The following is a 21577-nucleotide window of genomic DNA, read 5'->3' as shown; positions in this document are numbered from 1 at the left end:
TTCAGGGCTGCCGGAAGTGCTTGAGGTAGGCATTGTCCGGCGAAAGCAACAGGGTCTTCGATCCGGATTCGCCATCCTTGGCAAACGACACGTCGTAGCTCTGCATGGCGCGATAGAAGTCGTAGAAGGCCGGGTCCTTGCCGAAGCTCTCGGCATAGATCCCCGCCGCCTGGGCTTCGGCTTCGGCGCGGATGATGCGGGCATCGCGCTGGCCGCGCGCGGTGATCGTCTTGGCCTCTTCCTGGCGCGAGGCGACCATGCGGTTGAAGGCACTTTCCTGGGCACCGTCGGGAAGATCGGCGCGCTTGATGCGCACGTCGACCACGCGCGCGCCGTACTGCCGGGCCTCGCTGTCGAGCAGGTCGCGGATGTTGGCCATCGCCTGCCCGCGCTCGGCGGTCAGTAGCGAGGTAAAGGTCCGCTTGCCCAGTTCCTGGCGCACGTTCGAGGACAGGATCGGGATCAGCTGCTGCGTCACGTTCTCGGTGGTGCGCGCGGTCTCGATCATCTTGACCGGATCGGTGATGCGGTAGCGGGCATAGGCATCGACATTGACGCGCTGCTGGTCGGTCGAGAGCACCTGTTCCTGGCTCATGTCGACGGACAGCAGGCGCTTGTCGATGCGCTGGACGCGCTCGTAGCCGGGAATGTGGAAGTGGATGCCCGCATCGGTCGCGCCATAGGGCGCGCCCGCGACATAGGCGTTGTAGACGCGGTTGGGCTTACCACCGCGCACGATCACCACCTGCTGGTCCTCGGGCACGATGATCACGCTCATCCACAGGCCGACGAGAACGATGGCCGCGGCGACCAGGAGGCCGGTGTACTTCTGCATCGAGGCGCTCATCACTGGCCTCCCTTCGCGTTGGCATTCCCGTCCGCGCTGGCGGCCGGCGCGGCCCTGCGGGTCACTTCGGGCAGCGGGATGTAGGGGGTCACGCCGTCGGCCTCGGCCACGACCGTGTCGTTGTTGCGCAGGACACGCTCCATCGTCTCGTAGTACATGCGCCGCTTGGTCACTTCGGGGGCCTGGCGGTATTCCTCGTAGACCTTGTCGAACTGCGAGGCGTTACCTTCCGCCTCGGCCAGCTTCTGCTGGGCCCAGGCGCGGGCTTCGGAACGGTCGCGCTCGGCGTCCTGCTGGGCCACCGTCACCTGCTCGAAGGCCGAGCGGGTCTTGGACGGCGGGTCGGACTTCTTGATTTCCACGCCCTGGATGGCGATGCCCGACTTGTAGTAGTCGAGCAGCGTCTGCATGCGCTCACGCACGTCCTGCTCGACGCGGGCACGTCCGTCACCCGAGATGGCATCGTTGAGCGAGATCTGCGCGATCGAGGCGCGCATCGCGGTCTCGGCGACCTCGCGTACGGTTTCCTGCGGATCGGCCAGGCGGAAGGTGTAGTTCTTGAGGTCCTTGATGTTCCAGCGCACGAGGTAGGTCAGGTCGACCAGGTTCTTGTCGCTGGTGAGCATCAGCTTCTCGCCGCTGCCTTCCGGGATGGTGTCGACGTTGAACGAGCGCACGTCCTCCACCTTCACGCTTTCGATAGGCCAGGGGGCGGTCAGGTTGATGCCCGAATCGATGACGCGCGAATAGCGCCCGAAGCGGGTGACGACGCCCTGTTCGCCCGGATCGAGCTGGTGAAAGCTCGACAGGAAGAGGAACAGCACGACCACGCCGCCGATCAGGAAGGGCATCCAGGAGGAGCCGTCGGGCCGGCGCGGCATCTGCGGGAAACCACCGCCGGGGCCGCGCGGGCCGCCGCCTCCACCGCCCTTGCGCGGATCGCGCGAGCGGAAGATGTCCTCGATGCTGGCCGAACGGCGCGGCGGGGGATTGCCGCTGGGAAGCCAGGGATTGCGCGGGCCCGCGCTGTCGCCCGAGCCACCCTTGTCACCATCGCCATCGCCGGAACCGCCGCTCGAGGCGTCGTCCGCGCCGCTGCCGTCCTGCCCCGATCCGGTGCCATCCTCACCCGATGAGCCGCCGCCCGAGCCCCAGGGGCTGTTGCGTCCGGCCATCTTCAGGCCTGCTCGCGTAATTGCATCGCCAATCGCTTTCATGGCGTTATCTATAGGAAGGCTTGTGCCAAAAAACACCCTTGCACCGAAAAACAGGGCCACTCTTGCCCTTTTTCCTTCGCTGGGCCACCTGAGCGCCATGAACCGCTCACAATTCCGCAAAGCGACGCCCCTGTCATGAGCACCCCCGACAGCACTCCCGATACCGAGGCGCTGCGCGCGCTTCTTCCCGCCCAGGCGCGCGAGCGCCTGCAATCGCTGCGTTGCGCCGAAGCTACGGTCACGCTGATCCTTGAGGCCTCCGGACTTTCCGCAAGGGATCGCGCCGCGCTAGAGATCGCGGCGCGCAAGGCGCTGCTGCGCGAAGAGGATATCGCCGAAGTGCGCATCGCCTTCATGGCCGACAAGGACGCCGGTGCCGTCAAGGCGGCCCCGCGCATTCTCGCGGTCGGCTCGGGCAAGGGCGGGGTCGGCAAGTCGACGCTTTCGACCAACCTGGCTGTCGCCCTCGCGCGCCAGGGGCTCAAGGTCGGCCTCGTCGATGCCGATATCTACGGCCCCTCGCAGGCGCGTCTCCTCGGCACCGAGGGCATCAAGCCGGTCGCCCACGACAAGCGGCTGGTTCCGGTGGCAAGCCCCTGGGGCGTGCCGGTGCTTTCGATGGCGCACCTCTCCGAACCCGGGCAGGCGATTGCGTGGCGCGGGCCGATGGCAGCAGGCGCGCTGACGCAGCTCCTGGAAGCCCACTGGGAGGACGCCGACGTGCTCGTCGTCGACCTCCCGCCGGGTACGGGCGACGTGCAGCTGACCATGCTCCAGAAGTTCAAGCCGGCAGGGGCGGTCATCGTCTCGACCCCGCAGGACCTGGCGCTGATCGACGCGACCCGCGCGATCGAGCTGTTCACCAAGGGCGGCGTACCGATCGTGGGCCTGGTCGAGAACATGGCGGGCTACATCTGCCCCCATTGCGGCGAGGAAAGCGATCCCTTCGGGTGCGGCGGGGCGCAGGCCTCGGCGCAGGAACTGGGCGTCCCTTTCCTCGGGCGCATCCCGCTCGACATCGCCATCCGAACGCAGAGCGATGCCGGAACGCCGCCTGCGGCCGGTGAGGGCAAGCAGGCCGAGGCCTTTGCCGCGCTGGGGCAGCAGGTCGCCGCGTGGCTGGACAGCACGGCGGGCGCGGAGAGCAACTGATGCGCGTCACGCGTCGGGGCATCCTGATAGGGGGACTTGTCGGCGGCGGACTTGCCGTCGGCTGGTTGCTGCGCCCGCGCAGCTTTCCGCTGCCGCTCCAGCCCGGCCCCGACGAACAGGCCTTCGACGCCTGGATCAAGATCTCGCGCCAGGGCGTCGTCACCGTCGCCGTCCCGCAGGTGGAGATGGGGCAGGGGATTACCACGCTCCTGCCGCAGATCGTCGCGATGGAACTGGGCGCGGACTGGCGCCAGGTCGCGGTCGAGCCCGCGCCGGTCAGCGCGCACTATGCCAACACTGTCCTCGCTGCCCGCTGGGGCGAGATGTGGCTGCCCGCCGCGCCGCGCCTCGTTGAGCAGCCCGAGGACCTCGTCACCCGCCGCTGGGCTGAGGATAACCGCTTCAACGTCACCGCCGACGGCACCGCGCTCGCCGCCTACGAAGCCCCCGCGCGCGCCGCGGCCGCATCAACCCGCGCGCTCCTGATGCAGGCCGCCGCCGAGCGTTGGGGCGTGGCGTGGGAGGAATGCACCGTCGCCGATGGTCTCGTCCGCCACGGGGAGCAGACCTTGCCCTTCGGCGCGTTAGCCGAGGCGGCGAGCCGTCTGGACCCGCCCGATGTGCCCCCGCTCCAGCCCGTGGCGCCGGCCGAGGACCCGAGCGACTTCCCGCCCGGTGCCGAGCTTGCCTTCCCGCGTTTGGATCTGCCCTCCAAGGTTGATGGCTCGTGGACCTTTGCAGGCGATGTGCGTTTGCCCGGCATGCTCCACGCCGCGATCCGGCATGGCCCCATCGCGGCGTCGAGCCGTCTCGAAACGATCGACGAGGCCCGGGGCAAGGAGGTGCACGGCTTCGAGCGGATCGTGAAAGGCGAAACGCAGGGCGTTGCCTGGGTGGCCGCGCTCGCCAGCAACGGCTGGGCGGCCGAGACCGCGCTGGAACGCATGCAGCCGCTGTTCCGCTTTGCCGGTGGCGTCGACAGCGCCGAGGTCGAGACCGCGCTCGACACGGCCCTTCGCGATGGCCACGCCCACCGTGTCTTCGGCCAGGGGGACATGGATCTTACCGGCGGCGCGTTGCCGGTTCAGCTGCGCTATGAGGTGACGCCCGCGCTGCACGCCGGGATCGAGACGGCGGCGGCCACCGCGCGGCTTGAAGACGGCCTCCTCGAACTGTGGATCGGGACGCAGGCGCCCGAAGCTGCAAAGCGCATGGCGGCCGAGGCCGCCGGGCTCTCGCCTTCGCAGGTCGTCCTCTACCCGATGCCGCTGGGTGGCAGTTTCGACCGGCGGCTCGAAGTCGCTCTTGCAGGCCAGGTGGCGAGCCTTGCGCGGGATGCGGGACGGCCCGTCCAGCTCGTCTGGTCGCGCGCCGAGGAGCATCGCGCCGGTTTTCCGCGTACGCCCGCCGTCGCAGTCATGGCCGGGCGCCCGGACACCAATGGCGGCATCGGGGCCTGGCGCGCGCGCATCGCGGTGCCGGCCAGCGCGCGTGAGTTCGGCCGCCGCCTGATCGATGGCGATACATCGGCACAGGCCATCGCGGCGGTTGACGGCGAAGAGGATGCGCTGGTCCTGGAGGGCGCGGTGCCGGTCTACGCCATTCCGCATATCGAGATCGATCATGTGCCTGCGCGCATTGCGCTGCCTACCGGGCGCCTTCGCGGCAACGCGCATGGCTACACCGCCTTCTTTACCGAGTGCTTCTTCGACGAGATGGCCCACCGCCATCAGAAAGAGCCCCTGGCGCTGCGCATGGCGTTGCTCGGCCAGACGCCGCGCCTCGCCGAATGCCTGCAGCGTGTCGCCTCCCTGGCGCAGTGGGACGGGGGCGCGAACCAGAGCGGGCAGGGGCTCGCCTGCCATGCGCTGGGCGGCGGCTACATTGCGGCCATCGCCAGTGTCCGGCGCGAAGAAGGCGGGGTGAAGGTCGAACGGCTGAGCGCGGTGGCCGACATCGGGCGGATCGTGAACACCGACATCGCGCGCCAGCAGATCGAAGGCGGCTTGCTGTTCGGGCTCGGCCTCGCCCTGGGCTGCAGCACCCGCTACGTGACAGGCCGCCCCCAGATCGAGACCCTGGGCGAACTGGGCCTGCCGACATTGAAGGACACGCCCGAGATCGAGGTCGCCTTCGTCACCAGCGATGCCGAGCCGGTCGATCCGGGCGAACTGGGTGTTGCTGTCGCGGCGCCCGCGCTCGCCAATGCGCTTTTCTCGGCAACCGGGCTTCGTTTCCGGCGTTTGCCGCTTTTTTCCGAGGAACTGTGATGCTGCGTCCCGACACTCATCCGGCGGCCCCTGTGGGGCGTATCGGCGTTCTGCTGGTCAACCTGGGCACGCCCGAGGCGCCCACCGCGCCGGCCGTGCGCCGCTATCTTGCCGAGTTCCTGTCCGACCCGCGCGTGATCGAGATCCCGCCGCTCGCCTGGAAGCCGATCCTGCACGGCATCATCCTGCGCACGCGCCCGGCCAAGTCCGCACATGCCTATAGTCAGGTCTGGACCGAGAAGGGCTCGCCCTTGGCCGCCATCACCAGCGACCAGGCCGAGGCGCTGCAGGAGCGCCTGGGCGAGGATGTCCGGGTCGACTGGGCCATGCGCTACGGCAATCCCTCGATCCCCGACCGGCTCCAGGCCCTGAAGGAGGAGGGGTGCGACCGCATCCTCATCGCGCCGCTCTACCCGCAGTATTCGGGCGCAACGACGGCCTCGGTCATGGACAAGCTGGGCGAGGCGCTGAAGGGTATGCGTTGGCAACCGGCGATCCGCACGCTGCCCCCCTACTACGACCATCCCGCCCACGTCGCGGCGCTCGAAGAGGACCTGGCCGCAGAGATCGAGGCGCTGGCGTTCGTGCCCGAGGTGCTGCTGCTCTCCTTCCACGGCATGCCCGAACGCACACTGCACCTGGGCGATCCCTACCACTGCCAATGCCGCAAGACCGCGCGCCTGCTTTCTGAACGCCTCGCCCGGCGCCTGCCCGATCTGCGGGTCGAAACGAGCTTCCAGTCGCGCTTCGGGCGCGCCAAGTGGCTGGAGCCGGCGACCGACGTGGTCCTGGCGAAGGAAGCGGCGGCTGGCACGAAGCGGATCGCGGTGGCGGCTCCGGGTTTCTCGGCCGATTGCGTGGAGACACTCGAAGAACTGGCCTTGCGCGGACGCGAACAGTTCGAGGAGGCGGGAGGCCGGGACTTCGCGACACTGACCTGCCTCAACGCCAAGCCCATCGGCATCGAGATGCTGGAAGTTCTTGTTCGTCAGGAACTTGGTGGATGGTGACAGGAATTTAACCGGGCCGCGCGATTGACGCCATTCTTCTTTGTTCTACTCCTGTTCCATCGGAATTTTACGGAGTCGGGCAGATGCGAGGGACGGACGTTTCGCACAGGGATTTCGCCTATGGGGAGGCCGGGCAGGCACGCACCCGGCTCTCGATCTACGCGGACAGGCCCAATCTGCGCGCGGGCGTTCGCGAAGACGCGGTTGCCGCCGGGCTGGAAGTCACCGCGACGGGAAGCCTGGAGGACCTCGCGTTCGAGGATGTCCGCCCGCTGGGTGACATCGTTCTTGTCGATTGTCCGCAGGTGGATGCGCGCGGCACCGCCATGCTGGCGCGCCTCGATCAGACGGCCCGGCGTTCGGGCACCCGGCTCATCGTATCGACATCGGTGGAGGCGCTCGACTGCGTCTTTTCGTGCATGGACCAGTCCGATCCGATCCTGCTGGTCGATCCCGACCGGGCGGAACGCGTGCTCGCGCTTGGCCGGGTCATGGCAAGCTTTGGCCAGACGCGTTTGCGCGAGCTGTCCGAGGATGACCGCCTGATGCTGCTGCGGCTGACCGAACAGGTCGGCCAGATCGCCGGGCAGATCCAGCGGCTGGGACCCGGATCGGGAGCAGGGGCAGTGGGCAATGGTCCTGTCTTCGACTTCGGCCAAAGGGTCGAAACGAAGCCTGGAGCGGCCGCCAAGGCCGATACGCTCCCTGAACTTCCCCCGGCTGCGCTGGTGCGCCGGATCCTGCGCCAGCGCCAGCAGCGCGGGCGCTTCTTCGAAGGCGATCTTTTTGCCGATCCGGCGTGGGACATGCTGCTCGATCTCACCGCCTCGCAAGGGGAGGGGAAACGTGTTTCGGTAACATCGCTGTGCATCGCCTCAGGCGTACCCCCGACGACGGCGCTGCGCTGGATTGGCCAGATGGTGGAAGCCGGGCTGTTCGTGCGCGTGTGCGATGACAGCGACCGGCGGCGGGCCTTCATCGCGCTGTCCCAATCCACGCAGGATGCGATGGCGCGCTATTTCGCGCAGCTCGAACTGACTGGGGCGATGCCGCTTTGAGCGTGGGGAGTTTGGCCTCAGGGGCCTATAACATGAAGAAGGGAGAATTTTTCCAAGGGGCCATCGCCCCTTGACCCCGGAATCGGAAACCTCGGCTGTCTCGACCAAGGCGCGGGCGGGACGTGAGGGATCCAGCTGGAGGAGCCCGGTGAGTTGGCAAGCCGAACTAGAGACGCCGTACGCCGCGCACCCACTGGGAAGCGATCTGCTTGAGCATGGCGCGATCGTCGGGCAGTTGGGCTGCATCGTTGAGGGCGCGGGTGTCGAGAAGGACGCGCCGATCGAGCGGTTCGACAAAGGCAAGGCCGCACTGGTTGTGGGCGCACCAGACGACCTCGCCAAAGGCTTCGTGGCGGCCCCAGGCGAGCACGACTTCGCTGCCCGGGGCGAGCCGCGCGTCGGTCAGGAAGCGGGCGCCGTTGCCGGAAAGGTCGGCCAGAATGACCTGGAAGTCTTCGGCTAGGGTTTCGATCCGTGCGGGTAGCCGAACGCGCAGGCGGCTCTGGCTACGCCGTCCGGAGGGCACCTCGGGACGGTTTTCGAGCGCGGCCCGGCTGATGGTCCTGCGGCGTACATGGCAATCGGAGGGATCGGTTTCGCGCATGGTGAGCGTCTTGTCACGAAATGGGCTGCTGCGGCGTTAGGGTTGAACCCGCGAAATGCCCTATCCGCAATTGTGCGGAGAAAGGGCACGCGAAGGTGCTGCAGTCGGGACGCGCCACGGCATGTAGCCTGATGGCGGTATATGTGCTGGTGGATCACACGCCGGCCATATTGGAAAACGCAGTGATCCTTGCAAGGGGCCTCGCTCCTTGCCCCCCGAATGGGCGTCCCCACCCTTCTCGGGCAAGGTGGCGTGTGAAATGGGGGCTGGACAGTTTGGGGAGCTCGAGGGCGATGGCCCTCGGAAGCATTCTCCTGTCTTGGCCGGGATTTCTATCGGGGTGTGCCAGGTGAACCTCAGGCCGGGATCTTCTCTCGGGTGGAAATCCGGGCCGCAGGAGGAGGCAGCTTCCTTGCTTGTCCGATGCCTGCGCTACAGCCGGCGCTTTTCCAGCTTGCGGGCAAGAGTGCGGCGATGAAGGCCGAGGCGGCGGGCGGCTTCGGAGATGTTGAAGTCACATTCCACCAAGGTCTGGTGGATGTATTCCCATTCCAGCGTCTTGATCGAGGTCTTGCGTCCCTCGACCGGGATGCTGGCGTCGCCCTGCTTGCTGGCGAAGGCGGCCTCGATGTCGTCGGAATTGCTGGGCTTGGCGAGGTAGTGCGAGGCGCCGAGCTTGATCGCTTCGACAGCGGTGGCGATGCTGGCAAAGCCGGTGAGGACGACGATGTGGGTGTCGGGATCGTGCTCGTGCAGGTCCTGCACCACGGTGAGGCCGGAATCGGTCCCCAGCTTCAGGTCCACGACCGCGTAGGCGAAGTGGTCCGCGCGGGCGAGCTCGGCGGCTTCCTGCGCGCTGGCCGCGCAAGCCACGCGGTAGCCGCGCCGCTCGAACGAGCGGGCCAGCGTGCGCGAGAAGGCTGGATCGTCCTCGACGATAAGCAGGCTGGGGGCGGGGGGCTCGGTGGGGGCTGGCCCGTCTTCGGGCAGGGTGGTCATGGCGTGTCGTCCTTGGTGTAGGCAAGCGCGGCGAGGGGCAGGGTCAAGCGCACGCGGGCGCCGCCGGCTTCCAGGTTCGCGACCTGAACCTGTCCGCCAAGCTTGCGCACCACGTTTACGACAAGGAACAGGCCAAGGCCACCACCCGGACGCCCCTTGGTCGAGGAATAGGGCTGACCCACGCGCGCCAGCATTTCAGGCGTGAAGCCGGGGCCCCGGTCGGTCACGGTGACGATGATGTCCTCGCCGCGACGTTCGAGCGCCAGGACAACGAGTTCGGGCGAGACTTCCTGCGCGTTGTCGATGACATTGCCGATGACCTGGCGAAGGCCCGGATCGGCAACGATCACGATGTCCTCGCCAATCTCGTCGAGGAAGCGCAGTTCGCCCTCGCGGCGGGCATCCCATTCGGCAAGGAGGTCCTCGAAGAAGGCCCGTACGGTGGTGACGGCCGGGTTCACGCCGCGCATCTCGCCCGCCGACATGAGGATCCCGCCAACGATGGTCTTGCAGCGCTCGAGCTCGGTGCGCATGGCGGTGAGGTCCTCGCTCAGCTCCGGATCGTCAGCGATGCGGGGGAGGCGCGCCCAGTCCCCGAGCACGACCGAGAGCAGCGAGAGGGGCGTGCCCAGTTCGTGTGCCGCGCCCGAGGCGAGCAGGCCCATGCGGATGATGTGGTCTTCCTCGGCCGCCTGCTGCTGGAGCTCGGCGAGCGCGCTGGTGCTGTCGCGTCGGTTGCGGTCGAGCCGGATCACGAAGACGACGAGCAGTACGGCGGTGAGGATGAAGCAGAACAGGCTGCCCAGGAGGTAGAGGCCGAAGGGATTGTCGAGATGCTCGGCGGGCAATTCGAGCGGGATGTAGACGAAGGTGAGGGCAAAGACGGCGAGGCTGGCAATGGCCGCGATGGCCCAGCTCCACTGCTTCTCCAGGATCACCGCGCCGATGACGATCTGCAGCAGGAACAGGAAGGTGAAGGGGTTGGTCGCTCCGCCCGAGTGGTAGAGCTGCCAGGTGAGCACGCCGACATCGATGAGGAGCGCGGAAAACAGCTCGGGCTGGGGGAAGCTGGTGCGCCGCGCAAGGACGCCTGCGATCGTGAAGTTGAGGACGATCAGGAACAGCGGCGCCAGCAGGAGCGGGCCGAGCGGCAGGCGCACCGCGAAAAGCTGGGCCACCCCCACGATTGTCACGAGCTGGCCGATCACCGCGATCCAGCGCAGCTGCATCAGCAGGTAGACGTTGCGCCAGCTTTCCGAGCGGGTCGCGGGGGGCGGGGCCATGAGGTGCATCAGGCCAATGAGCGGCCTGTGCGCCTCCATGCAAGGAAAATTCCGAAAAGCGAGAGTGCGCAAAGCGCAAACCAGGTCAGCGCGTAGCCGAGGTGGTTGTCCGGAAACTGGATGACGGTGAGGCCGGGAACAGGCGTTTCGCCCGTGGCTGGACGGTCCGCCTTCTCGTCCTGGACGTCGATGAAGACCGGTTCGCTCGGGCCTGTCCCGCGGGTTGCCGAGAGCGCAGCCAGGTCGCGCGAGTACCAGCGCTCGTCGGCGGGCCGGTTCGCTTGCAGGAGGCTACCATCGGGTTCTGAGAGGCGCACGAGGCCGATCACGCGGACGGGGCCTTCGGGCGCGCTGGCGCGGGCGGTGGCAAGGTCGGTGCCTGAGGGCAGGTAGCCCCGGTTGATCCAGACCTTGCGACCCTCCCCGGTCTCGAGAAGGGTCATCGTCCAGTAACCGGTGCCAAGGGCCGTGGCCGCGCGCACGAGGGCGGTGGCGGCGGGGCGGTACTGCCCGGCGATCTCGACGCGCAGGTATTCGTAGGAATCCGTGTGCATTCGGCTGAGCGCATCGGGTGTGGGGAGCGTGACGGGCGCGGCGGTGACACGTGCGTTCACGCGGGCGATCAGGTCGTGCTTCCAGTGCATGCGCTGGACCTGCCAGATGCCGAGCGCAAGGAAGAGGACAGCGGCCAGAAGGAGAAACGCGGCGAGCCCCCAGGGCCGCCGCGCTTCTTTCTGCGTGTCCATGTCGGCCACAGGCCGGGTCAGGGCAGCTGTCCCATATCGTGGGGCATCGGCATCATGTTGGTGTTCAGGTGATGCATGACCCACAGCGAGCCGGAGAGGGCAATGACCACGATGATGATCGTGAAGATCAGGGCCATGACCGTCCAGCCGTTGTTGGACTTGGTGTTCATGTGCAGGAAGTAGATCATGTGCACGACGATCTGCACGATCGCGAAGGCCATGATGACGATGGCGGTGGTCGCCTTGTCGGCAATCGCGTCGGTCATCACCAGCCAGAAGGGAATGGCGGTGAGGATGACCGAGAGCAGGAAGCCGATCACGTAGTCGCGCATGGTGCCGTGGCCGGCGCCGTGGTCGTCGTGGTGATCTTCCGCGTGGGGGTTGGAGTGGTCGCTCATCACAGCATTCCCATCAGGTAGACGAAGGTGAAGACGCCGATCCAGATGACGTCGAGGAAGTGCCAGAACAGCGAGAGGCACTGCAGACGGCGCTGGTTGGCCGGGGTCAGGCCCTTCTTCGAAAGCTGCACGACGAGCGTGAACAGCCAGATCAGGCCGAAGGTGACGTGCAGGCCGTGGGTGCCCACCAGCGAGAAGAACGCGGTGAGGAAGCCCGAGCGCCAGGGGCCGGCGCCTTCATGGATCAGGTGCGAGAACTCGTAGAGCTCGATGGCGAGGAAGCACGCGCCGAAGACGGCGGTGACCAGCAGCCACCCCTGCGTCGCGCGGACCTTGCCCTTTTCCATCACCAGCATCGCGAAGCCGTAGGTGATCGAGGAGAACAGCAGCATCGCGGTATTCACCGCGATGAGCGGCAGCTCGAACAGGTCCTTGGGGCCGGGCCCGGCGGCAAAGTTGCCGCCGAGAACGCCGTAGGCCGCGAAGAGCATCGCGAAGATGAGGCAGTCGCTCATCAGGTAGATCCAGAAGCCCAGCATGGTGCTGGCGCCTTCGGGATGGTGGTGCGGCTCCAGCTCGTAGAAGGCGGCGGTGCGCGCTTCGGGGCTTGCCGCGGTCGCGGTCGAGTTGGTCATGGTGTCCCGTGTCGTGGCGGTCATGGTTCAGGCTCCTGCGGGCAGGGGCTGGCCATGGGCCGCCGCTTCGGTTTCCGCGACTTCATCGGCAGGGATGTAATAGTCGCGGTTGTAGTTGAAGGTATGGGCGATCGAGTAGCCGATCATGCCCACGAAGGTGATCGCGGCCAGCCACCAGATCTGCCAGATCATGGCAAAGCCGAAGACCGTGGCGATCCCGCCCAGGATGATGCCGGTGCCGGTGTTCTTGGGCATGTGGATGTCCAGGAAGCCCGACTTGGGCGCGGCCACGTCGCAGCGCTTCATGTCTTCCCAGGCGTCGATGTCGTGGACGACCGGGGTGAACGCGAAGTTGTAGTGCGGCGGGGGCGAGGTGGTCGACCACTCCAGCGTACGGCCGCCCCAGGGGTCGCCGTCGCAGGCCAGTTCCTTGCGCTTCCAGATCGAGAAGGCGACCTGGAGGACGAAGGCGCCGATGCCCGCTGCGATCACCGCGGCGCCGATGGCGGCAACGATGAACCAGATGTGCAGGCTCGGGTCGTCGAACACGCGCATGCGGCGGGTAACGCCCATGAGACCGAGCACGTAGAGCGGCATGAAGGCAAGGTAGAAGCCCACCACCCAGCACCAGAACGAGATCTTGCCGAGACCCTCATGGAGCTTGAAGCCGAAGGCCTTGGGCCACCAGAAGTTGATGCCGGCAAAGACACCGAAGACGACGCCGCCGATGATCACGTTGTGGAAGTGGGCGATCAGGAACAGCGAGTTGTGGAGGACGAAGTCCGCCGGGGGAACGGCGAGCAGCACGCCGGTCATGCCGCCGATGGTGAAGGTGACCATGAAAGCAACCGTCCACATCATGGGCAGTTCGAAGCGGATGCGACCGCGGTACATGGTGAAGAGCCAGTTGAACAGCTTTGCACCGGTCGGGATCGAGATCACCATGGTGGTGATGCCGAAGAACGAGTTGACGCTCGCGCCCGAACCCATCGTGAAGAAGTGGTGCAGCCACACGATGTACGACAGGATGGTGATGACCATCGTGGCGTAGACCATCGAGGTGTAGCCGAAGAGGCGCTTGCCGCAGAAGGTGGCGGTGATTTCCGAGAACACGCCGAAGATCGGCAGGATCAGGATGTAGACCTCGGGGTGACCCCAGATCCAGATCAGGTTCACGTACATCATGGCGCTGCCGCCAAGATCGTTGGTGAAGAAGTTGAAGCCCAGGTAGCGGTCCATCGAGAGCATGGTCAGAACCGCGGTCAGGACCGGGAAGGCCGCCACGATCAGGATGTTGGTGCAAAGGGCGGTCCAGGTGAAGATCGGCATCTTCATCATGTTCATGCCCGGTGCGCGCATCTTGACGATGGTGCAGATCAGGTTGACGCCCGAGAGCAGCGTACCGACACCGGCGATCTGGAGAGACCAGATCCAGTAGTCGACACCCACGTAGGGACTATAGGCAATGCCCGAAAGCGGGGGATAGGCCAGCCAGCCGGTCTGCCCGAACTCACCGATGAACAGCGAGGCCATGATCAGGACCGCGCCCGAAGTCGTCATCCAGAAGCTGAAGTTGTTCAGGAACGGGAAGCTGACGTCGCGGGCACCGATCTGGAGCGGAACCACGTAGTTCATGAAACCGGTCACGAACGGCATGGCCGCAAAGAAGATCATGATCACGCCGTGGGCGGTGAAGACCTGGTCGAAGTGGTGGGCGTTGAGGTAGCCCTCGCTGCCCCCGAAGGCGAGCGCCTGCTGGAGGCGCATCATGATCGCGTCGGCAAAGCCGCGGATGAACATGACAAGGCCCAGCACCATGTACATGATGCCGATCTTCTTGTGGTCCACGCTGGTGAACCACTCCTTCCAGAGATAGCCCCAGACCTTGAAGTAGGTGAGGGCGGCGACGAGGGCGATACCGCCCAGCATCACGCCGGCGAAAGTGGCCCACACGATCGGGTCGGGTGGGATCGCGTCCCACCACAGGCGGCCCAATAGCGGGCTCCAGTGCGAATGATCTACGGCTTCGATTGCCATGGTCTTAGTTCCGGGAAGTCTTGGAGGGGCGAGCCGGCGTGCTCTGGGAGTCGTTCTGGCCAGCCAGCGAGAGCGACTGCGGGGCCGAGAGGCCGAACCCGGTCAGCGAGTTCTTGTCCGCGGGCGCCACAACGGTGTTGTCGATGACGGCTCCGGCTTCCTGCTCGCACAGGGCGCGCACCCAGGCCAGTTCGCGGGTGAGCGCGGCGTCGGGGTTGCGGGTCGCATCGAGGGCGGCCTCGCGGCCGTGCTTGTCGTAGGTCAGCATCTCGACGTTGTGGATGCCGGCCTTGCCCAGACCACCACGCGCATCGATCGCCATCATTTCGCTCATGCACATCTTGCCGGGCTCGACGCACATGTCGACGATGCGGCCGTAGAGCTTGGCGTCGACGTTCGCGAAGTGCATCGCGGGAACGTTCTCGCTGGGCTTTTCAAGGTCGAGGTACTTGGGCGCATCCAGCGTGCCGGCCGCCTTCTCGCCGCCGTCCTTCACGTCCGCGACCCACGCGGCGAAGCCGGCATCGTCGACCGAACGGACCGGGAAGCGCATGCCCGAGAAGCCCGCGCCCGAGTAGTTGGCGGAGAAGCCGATGAAATCGTCACCGGTACGGTTCATGACCGCGTTGAGGCGGGTCTCCATGCCGGGCATGGCATAGATCTGGCCGGCCATCGCGGGCACGTAGAACGAGTTCATCACGCTCGATGCGGTGATGCGGAAGTGCAGCGGGCGGTTGGTGGGAACGACCAGTTCGTTGACCGTCGCGACGCCCTGCTCGGGGTAGATGAACAGCCACTTCCAGTCGAGCGCGACGACGTCGACCTCGAGCGGTTCAGCTTGCGCGCTGATCGGGGTTTCGGGATCGATTCGCCCGATGGTGCGGTAGGGATCGAGAAGGTGCGTGCTCACCCAGGTCAGGGCGCCCAGGCAGATGATGATGAGCAGCGGAGCGGCCCAGATGACCAGTTCGAGCTGGGTCGAGTGATCCCAGTCGGGCTGGTAGTTCGCCTCCTTGTTCGACGCGCGGTACTTGAACGCGAAGAACAGCGTCAGTCCAATGACGGGGACGATGATGAGCAGCATCAGGAGGGTCGATATGACGACGAGGTCCCCCTGCTGCTGCGCAACGTCACCCGCCGGCTTGAGCACGACGGTGTTGCAGGCGGAAAGGGCACCCGTCAGCGCCAGTGCGGCGGCGATGCGGGTGACTGGGGCTCGGGGCGGCGCTACAGGACGGCGCGGCATCGTTCGGGACTCTGGAGAGCGCATGGCGCTGCGCCTAGGACTATGCTGCGAGAGCGAACATAGGACATTTTGTCCAATCCACTTGATGCGTATCAATGACGATAGGGCCACAGGTATCGATCCGGGCGCTCCGCGTGGCGCCTGAAAAATGATTCGTGCCTGCCGGTCCGATAGGGCCCAACCAGTCATGACAGATGAAGGCCGCAGTATTGCAATGAGCACACTTAGTCCGACCCGCGAAGCCCTGGGGCTCCCAGCCTTGAAGGGGCACCACGAACCCTCGCCCGGCGAGATCGCGATCGGCGTGATCATCGGGCGTACCTCGGAGTTCTTCGACTTCTTCGTCTACGGCATCGCCTCGGTGCTCGTGTTCCCTTCGCTGTTCTTTCCCTTCGTGGATGCGCTGACGGGCACGATCTACTCGTTCGCGATCTTCGCGCTGGCCTTCGTCGCCCGCCCCTTCGGTTCGGTCTTCTTCATGGCGATCGACCGTGCCTACGGCCGCGGCACCAAGCTCACCATCGCGCTGTTCCTCTTGGGCGGATCGACCGCGGCCATCGCGTTCCTGCCTGCCTACGAGACGGTCGGGGCGAGCACGATCTGGGCGCTGGCGCTGCTGCGTCTGGGCCAGGGCTTCGCGCTCGGCGGTACCTGGGACGGCCTTGCCTCGCTCCTCGCGCTCAATGCGCCTGAGGAAAAGCGTGGCTGGTACGCCATGATCCCGCAGCTTGGCGCGCCCTTCGGCCTGATGGTGGCCAGCCTGCTGTTCGCCTACATGGTGACCGCGCTTCCGGCCGAGGACTTCCTCGCCTTCGGCTGGCGCTTCCCGTTCTTCGTGGCCTTCGCGATCAACGTCGTCGCGCTCTTTGCGCGTCTGCGCATCGTGGTCACCGAAGAATTCCAGCACCTCTTCGACACCCGTGACCTGCAGGCCACCAGCATCGGCTCGACCCTGAGCAAGGCCGGCAAGACCATCGTTCTGGGCGCTTTCGCCCCGCTCGCCAGCTTCGCGCTGTTCCACATGGTCACCGTCTTCCCGCTTTCGTGGGTGTTCCTGTTTACCTCGGACACGCCGGTCAGCTTCCTCCTGATCGAAGCGATGGCTGCGGCCTTCGGCGTCGTCGCCGTGCTCGCTTCGGGCTACCTTGCCGACAAGTTCGGCCGCCGCACGCTGCTCGGCTCGTGCGCGGTCGCCATTGCCGTGTTCTCGGGCTTCGCGCCGCTCCTCCTCGATGGCGGCGCCATGGGCGAGATCCTGTTCATGGTCATTGGCTTCATCATCCTGGGCCTCGCCTTCGGCCAGTCCTCGGGCGTTGTCTCCTCCGAATTCCCGACCGAGTACCGCTACACCGGCTCGGCGCTGACCAGCGACCTTGCCTGGCTCTTCGGTGCCGGTTTCGCGCCGCTCGTCGCGCTACTGCTCTCGGCCAACTTCGGCCTCATGGCTTCGGGCGCCTACCTCTTCTCGGGTGCGGTCGCGACGCTGCTCGCGCTGTGGTTCAACCGCAGCCTCGCAAGCCGCCGCTAAGAGTGTCCCGGCCTCCCTTCCGGGGGAGGCCGCCTTACGAGCAGGCATGAAAAAGGCCCGGTTACGCTACCTGCGTAACCGGGCCTTTTCGTGTGTCGGGAGAGGGCTTCGTCAGCCGGTCGGCTCAAGCACGATGTGCCCCAGCGCGGTGTTGGAGACCGGCACGTGGTAGTGGCGGTGGAGCGCCTTGGTTGCCTTGCCGAGCGCGCCGCGCATGATCAGCCACATGACCATCTCGATGCCTTCCGAGCCGGTCTCGCGCAGGTACTCGACGTGCTCGATCATGCGCAGCTCGTCGGTGTCGCCGGTGAGCTTGTCGAGGAAGCGGTTGTCCCACTCGGCGTTGATCAGGCCCGCGCGCGGACCCTGCAACTGGTGGCTCATGCCGCCCGTGCCCCAGACCTGCACGTTGAGGTCTTCGGGGAAGCTCGCGACCGCGCGCGCGATGGCCTCGCCCAGCGCCCAGCAGCGATTGCCCGACGGCGGCGGGTAGGTCACGACGTTCACCGCGAGCGGGATCACCTTCACCGGCCATTCCGGCACATCGCCGTACATCATGGTGAGCGGAACGGTCAGGCCATGGTCGACGTCCATCTCGTTGACGATGGTCATGTCGAATTCATCGAGGATCAGGCTCTGGGCGATGTGCCAGGCCAGGTCCGGGCTGCCTTCGACATCGGGCACGGGGCGGGGGCCGAAGCCTTCGTCGCAGATCCCGAAACGCTCGCCGCAGCCGATCGCGAAGGTCGGGATGATCTTCATGTCGAAGAAGCTGGCGTGGTCGTTGTAGACCAGGATCACGACGTCGGGCTTGGCCTCGTCCTTGATCCATTTGCGGGTCCAGTCGAACCCGTCGAAGGCGGGCTTGAAGATCGGTTCCTGGGTCTTCTTGTGGTCATGGGCAAAGCCCAGGACGGGGACGTGGCTGCAGCCGATTCCGGCGGTGATGCGGGCCATCGGGATCTCTCCTTTGGAAACTTCAGGTCTTGTCTTTGATCGAGCGCGCGCCTTCGGGCGAGCGGCCGCCCGCCACCATCATCGCCTGGTACTCCTCGACGCTCATGCCGGTCATGGTGGAGACCGCCTGGACGAAGGAGAGGCCGTCGGTAGAGAAGACCTTGGCGAGGAAGTAGACGTTGCCGCCAAGATCGAGCAGGCGGTTGTAGTCCCGCGCGAGCAGGGCTTCCTTCTGCTCCTCGCTCATCGGCCACTCATCCAGATAGGCGCGTTCATCAGCCTTGAAGCGTTCGCGGTTCTCCGGCTTCATCAGGCTCATCGCGAACTGGTTGAGGTGGTAGCCGGCGCGCGCGCGCTTTGCGATGAACACGCGGGTGCCGGGAATGTCGTCGAATTCGGCCAGGTAGGACGCGACGTCGGTGACGCGGGTCATGGGCGGCTCTCCTCTCCATTGGGCCCGGGGAAGCGGACCGGTCTTGTCATGATGACCTCGACGCCCGCCATGCCGCGGGTGAGGGCAAAGGGCTTGTCGATGCTGACGCGCGCCTGCTGGACGCAGGGCCAGCCGAGGCACTCCTCGGCCAGGCGCTGGCCGAAGGTCTCGATCAGCGGGATGTGGACGAGCGCGAGCGCTTCGGCGGCGGCCACCACACGGCGGTAGTCGACGGTCTCGTCGATCGCGGTGATGCCCGTGCCGGTCAGCTCCAGCTCGACAGTGAGGACGAGCGGCTGGCGCCGTCCCACCTCGTCGGGGTTGATGCCGATATCGGCCAGAAGCTCCAGGTCACGCACCCTTACGGTGGTGAGCGCATGGGTGGTGACGCCGGTAAAGCCTTGCGGTGCAATCTGGTTCATGCCGGTTCGCTTTCGAGAGTGGCGCGCGCTGCGCTCACCGTGTTGGCAAGGAGGCAGGCGATGGTCATGGGGCCCACGCCTCCGGGCACGGGCGTCACCGCGCGGGCGTGTTCCAGCTCGTGCGTGGCGCAGTCGCCCACGATCTTCGTATGGCCGTCGTGGTCGGTGACGCGGGTGATGCCGACATCGATGACGACCGCGCCTTCCTTGACCCAGTAACCGCGCACCAGGTGCGGGGCACCTGCAGCGGCGACGATGATGTCGGCCTTGCGGGCGATGTCGGGCAGGCCCTTGGTCTCGATGTGGGTGACCGTGACCGTCGCTTCGCGTTCGAGGAGGAGCATGGCCACGGGCTTGCCCACGATGTTCGACTTGCCGATCACCACGGCATCGAGGCCGCGGTAGTCCTCGATCACCGAGTCGAGCAGCTTCATGATGCCCAGCGGCGTGCACGGGACAAGGCCGCCGGTGCCGGTCGAGAGGCGCCCGACATTGACCGGGTGGAAGCCGTCGACGTCCTTGCCCGGCGTGATCCGGTCAAGGACCCGGCTGGCGTTGATGTGGGCGGGCAGCGGCAGCTGGATGAGGATGCCGTGAATGGCGCCGTCCACGTTCATCTCGTCGATGAGCGCGATCAGCGCGTCCTCGTCGGTGTCGGCGGCAAGGCGGTGCTCGATCGAGCGGATACCCGCCTTCTCGCACTCGCGCACCTTGCGCCCGACATAGACTTCGCTGGCCGGGTCCGCGCCGACGAGGACGACGGCGAGGGCGGGGGAGATCCCCCGCGCCTCGAGGTCGGCCACGGCGGCCGTGGTCTCGGCCAGCATGGCCCGGGCCATTGCCTTCCCGTCGATACGCTCCGCCATCGGGTCAGTCCTTGAAGACGACGGTGCGGGCCCCGTTCATGAAGACGCGGTCATCCAGATGCAGGCGCACGGCTTCAGCCAGCACGCGGCGCTCGATGTCGCGGCCCTTGCGGACCAGTTCCTCGGGCATGTCGGCGTGGGTCACGCGCTCCACGTCCTGGTGGATGATCGGGCCTTCGTCGAGGTCGGCGGTGACGTAGTGCGCGGTCGCACCAATCATCTTGACGCCGCGGTCGAAGGCCTGGTGGTAAGGCTTGGCGCCCTTGAAGCCGGGCAGGAACGAGTGGTGGATGTTGATGCAGCGGCCCGAAAGGAATGCGGCAAGATCGTCCGAGAGGATCTGCATGTAGCGCGCGAGCACGATCAGTTCAGCGCCGGTCTCGTTCACGACCTGCTTGATCTGCGCTTCCTGCTGGGGCTTGGTGTCCTTGGTGATCGGCAGGTGGTGGTAGGGCAGGCCGTTCATCAGGGAGGTGTGGAGCACTTCCTTGGGGTGGTTCGAGACAATGCCGACCACCTCCATGCCCAGTTCGCCGATGCGGTTGCGGTAGAGAAGGTCACCCAGGCAGTGGTCCCACTTGGAGACCATCAGCAGCACCTTCTTGGGCACCGCGTTGTCGCGAAGGCCCCACTCCATGTCCTCGGTCGCGACCTTCTCGGCAAAGCCCTTGGTCAGGCCCTCGACGGTCTGGTCTTCGCCAGGAATGAATTCGATGCGCATGAAGAACCGGCCCGAAAGCTGGTCATGGAACTGCTGCGCGTCGACGATATTGCCGCCGCGTTCGGCCAGGAATACCGAAACGGCGGCCACGATGCCGGCCTTGTCCTGGCACTGCAGGCGCAACGAATAGGTCGTGCTCACGGGGTGGGACTCCTCTCTAGAGATATTGTTGTTCTGCTTGGCGCGCCAGCGCTGGTCGGGCGGCACGCGGAGACCCGTCCCCGCGCGCTGCGGGGGACGGGCGGAAAATCAGTGGGACTTGGCGTAGTCGTTGATCCAGCCCACCGTCTTGGTGAGGCCGCCGAAGGGGTAGAAGTGCAGGCGCACCGCGCCGTGTTCTTCGGTCAGGCCCTTCTCGATCTGGTCGACCAGCTTGTCCGGGCCCGCGGTGCCGATCAGCTTGGTGATCGAGATGCCGTACTTGGTCAGCACCGAAGCCGAAGCGCCTACGCCGCAGCGCGCGGCAAAGCGCATCAGGGTCTTGATGCCCGCAGGCCCCGGAATGCCCAGGCGCACCGGCGCGGTGAGGCCGCGCTTGCGCAGTTCGGCGAGCCAGGACAGGACAGCGCCCGCGTCGAACGCGAACTGGGTGACGATCAGCGGGGCCATGCCGCGCTTCTCGATCTCGTCGCACTTGGTCTGGAGCACGCTCCAGCATTCCTCGTCCGACATGTTGGGGTGGCCTTCGGGGTGGCCGCCGATGCCGATCGCGGTGATCCCGGCATCTTCGAAAGCGCCGGTCGCGATCAGCGCGGAGCTGTCCGCGAAGGGACCTTCCGGCTCGGAGGGGTCGCCCGCGATGACGAAGCAGCGCTTCACGCCCGCTTCCCTGGTCACGGCCTTCAGGTACTCGCGGAATTCGTCCTCGGAGACGATCCGGCGCGCCGAGAAGTGCGGCATCGGTTCGAAGCCGAGCTCGCGCACGAGGCGGGCCGCCGCAATGCGGGCCTCGAAGGCTTCACCGGGCAGGAAGGTCACGGCAATCGGGGTCTCGGGCGCAATGCCGGGGGCCGCTTCGCGCAGCGACTCGATGTCCTTGGCGGTCATTTCAAGCGAGTAGCCTTCCACCATGTTGATGGCCGGACGCGCCCAGTTCGGATGGATGATCGGAGTGCTCACCGATTCTCTCTCCCTTCTCAGTCTTGTTG

General features: G+C 66.3%; 21 protein-coding genes. 5 read left to right on the top strand and 16 right to left on the bottom strand.

Translation table 11 applies throughout. The annotated features are described in order from the left end of the window. Position 1 precedes the first annotated feature (1 nt). Together hflC and hflK are read right to left on the bottom strand one after the other, a co-directional pair. Positions 2-847: a protease modulator HflC gene (gene hflC, locus HT578_RS07960; protein ID WP_213503558.1), complete on the bottom strand. Its 846-nt coding sequence runs from the start codon at positions 845-847 to the stop codon at positions 2-4. Then, positions 847-2022, bottom strand: coding sequence for a protease modulator HflK (gene hflK / locus HT578_RS07955; protein ID WP_213504190.1), 1176 nt, complete (start codon positions 2020-2022; stop codon positions 847-849). The genes hflC and hflK overlap by 1 nt, the downstream gene beginning before the upstream one ends. Before the next feature lie 177 nt (positions 2023-2199). On the opposite strand from hflK, the gene HT578_RS07950 reads away from it, so the two are divergent. From HT578_RS07950 to HT578_RS07935, 4 genes are all read left to right on the top strand, one after another. Continuing rightward, complete coding sequence (locus tag HT578_RS07950; RefSeq protein ID WP_213503556.1) at positions 2200-3216, top strand: Mrp/NBP35 family ATP-binding protein; 1017 nt, start codon at positions 2200-2202, stop codon at positions 3214-3216. Further along, positions 3216-5486 carry a molybdopterin cofactor-binding domain-containing protein gene (locus HT578_RS07945; RefSeq protein ID WP_213503548.1) on the top strand — a complete coding sequence of 757 codons (2271 nt, stop codon included), beginning with the start codon at positions 3216-3218 and terminating at the stop codon, positions 5484-5486. Before HT578_RS07950 ends, HT578_RS07945 begins: the two co-directional genes overlap by 1 nt. Next, entirely contained in the window at positions 5486-6496 is a 1011-nt protein-coding gene (hemH, locus tag HT578_RS07940) for a ferrochelatase (protein WP_213503520.1), read from the top strand. Before HT578_RS07945 ends, hemH begins: the two co-directional genes overlap by 1 nt. 83 nt (positions 6497-6579) lie before the next feature. After that, positions 6580-7554 carry a helix-turn-helix domain-containing protein gene (locus tag HT578_RS07935; protein ID WP_213503518.1) on the top strand — a complete coding sequence of 325 codons (975 nt, stop codon included), beginning with the start codon at positions 6580-6582 and terminating at the stop codon, positions 7552-7554. Between the two features lie 166 nt (positions 7555-7720). Here the strand turns inward: HT578_RS07935 and HT578_RS07930 are convergent, their stop codons facing one another. From HT578_RS07930 to cyoA, 8 genes are all read right to left on the bottom strand, one after another. Continuing rightward, positions 7721-8158: a PilZ domain-containing protein gene (locus HT578_RS07930; RefSeq protein ID WP_239026555.1), complete on the bottom strand. Its 438-nt coding sequence runs from the start codon at positions 8156-8158 to the stop codon at positions 7721-7723. A 432-nt stretch (positions 8159-8590) separates the two neighbouring features. Beyond that, the gene (locus HT578_RS07925) at positions 8591-9157 is read right to left on the bottom strand and encodes a response regulator transcription factor (protein WP_052322235.1); all 567 of its coding nucleotides are present in this window, start codon (positions 9155-9157) and stop codon (positions 8591-8593) included. Beyond that, positions 9154-10479, bottom strand: a complete 1326-nt coding sequence (locus tag HT578_RS07920) for an ATP-binding protein (protein ID WP_422394378.1) — start codon at positions 10477-10479, stop codon at positions 9154-9156. Before HT578_RS07920 ends, HT578_RS07925 begins: the two co-directional genes overlap by 4 nt. After that, positions 10449-11186: an SURF1 family protein gene (locus HT578_RS07915; RefSeq protein WP_239026554.1), complete on the bottom strand. Its 738-nt coding sequence runs from the start codon at positions 11184-11186 to the stop codon at positions 10449-10451. The genes HT578_RS07920 and HT578_RS07915 overlap by 31 nt, the downstream gene beginning before the upstream one ends. Before the next feature lie 17 nt (positions 11187-11203). Further along, complete coding sequence (gene cyoD, locus HT578_RS07910) at positions 11204-11584, bottom strand: cytochrome o ubiquinol oxidase subunit IV (protein ID WP_039391053.1); 381 nt, start codon at positions 11582-11584, stop codon at positions 11204-11206. Then, positions 11584-12219, bottom strand: coding sequence for a cytochrome o ubiquinol oxidase subunit III (cyoC, locus tag HT578_RS07905; protein ID WP_052322373.1), 636 nt, complete (start codon positions 12217-12219; stop codon positions 11584-11586). The genes cyoD and cyoC overlap by 1 nt, the downstream gene beginning before the upstream one ends. 27 nt (positions 12220-12246) lie before the next feature. Next, on the bottom strand, positions 12247-14256 hold the full coding sequence (cyoB, locus tag HT578_RS07900; protein ID WP_213503516.1) for a cytochrome o ubiquinol oxidase subunit I: 2010 nt from the start codon (positions 14254-14256) through the stop codon (positions 12247-12249). A gap of 4 nt (positions 14257-14260) precedes the next feature. Then, complete coding sequence (gene cyoA / locus HT578_RS07895; RefSeq protein WP_039391055.1) at positions 14261-15526, bottom strand: ubiquinol oxidase subunit II; 1266 nt, start codon at positions 15524-15526, stop codon at positions 14261-14263. 190 nt (positions 15527-15716) lie between these two features. Here cyoA and HT578_RS07890 point away from each other — a divergent pair, with 190 nt between their 5' ends. Then, a complete protein-coding gene (locus HT578_RS07890; RefSeq protein WP_039391057.1) occupies positions 15717-17030 on the top strand; it encodes an MFS transporter in 1314 nt (437 codons plus the stop codon). Between the two features lie 111 nt (positions 17031-17141). Here HT578_RS07890 and HT578_RS07885 read toward each other — a convergent pair whose 3' ends face one another. The 6 genes from HT578_RS07885 to HT578_RS07860 all read right to left on the bottom strand — a co-directional run bounded on the left by HT578_RS07885 (position 17142) and on the right by HT578_RS07860 (position 21548). Continuing rightward, positions 17142-17987: a class III extradiol dioxygenase subunit beta gene (locus HT578_RS07885; RefSeq protein ID WP_039391058.1), complete on the bottom strand. Its 846-nt coding sequence runs from the start codon at positions 17985-17987 to the stop codon at positions 17142-17144. A 22-nt stretch (positions 17988-18009) separates the two neighbouring features. Then, positions 18010-18420, bottom strand: coding sequence for a protocatechuate 4,5-dioxygenase subunit alpha (gene ligA / locus HT578_RS07880; RefSeq protein ID WP_039391059.1), 411 nt, complete (start codon positions 18418-18420; stop codon positions 18010-18012). Then, a complete protein-coding gene (locus HT578_RS07875) occupies positions 18417-18842 on the bottom strand; it encodes a dihydroneopterin aldolase (protein WP_213503514.1) in 426 nt (141 codons plus the stop codon). Before HT578_RS07875 ends, ligA begins: the two co-directional genes overlap by 4 nt. Further along, the gene (locus tag HT578_RS07870; protein WP_213503512.1) at positions 18839-19708 is read right to left on the bottom strand and encodes a bifunctional 5,10-methylenetetrahydrofolate dehydrogenase/5,10-methenyltetrahydrofolate cyclohydrolase; all 870 of its coding nucleotides are present in this window, start codon (positions 19706-19708) and stop codon (positions 18839-18841) included. The genes HT578_RS07875 and HT578_RS07870 overlap by 4 nt, the downstream gene beginning before the upstream one ends. Positions 19709-19712: 4 nt before the next feature. Further along, a complete protein-coding gene (gene purU / locus HT578_RS07865; RefSeq protein WP_213503510.1) occupies positions 19713-20570 on the bottom strand; it encodes a formyltetrahydrofolate deformylase in 858 nt (285 codons plus the stop codon). A gap of 108 nt (positions 20571-20678) precedes the next feature. Further along, entirely contained in the window at positions 20679-21548 is an 870-nt protein-coding gene (locus HT578_RS07860; protein ID WP_213503508.1) for a methylenetetrahydrofolate reductase, read from the bottom strand. Positions 21549-21577 lie beyond the last annotated feature (29 nt).

The sequence above is a fragment of the Novosphingobium decolorationis genome (assembly GCF_018417475.1).
Lineage (GTDB): Bacteria > Pseudomonadota > Alphaproteobacteria > Sphingomonadales > Sphingomonadaceae > Novosphingobium > Novosphingobium decolorationis.
The sequence above is the reverse complement of the archived record's forward strand: the minus strand, read 5'-3'. Positions and strand labels throughout refer to the sequence as shown.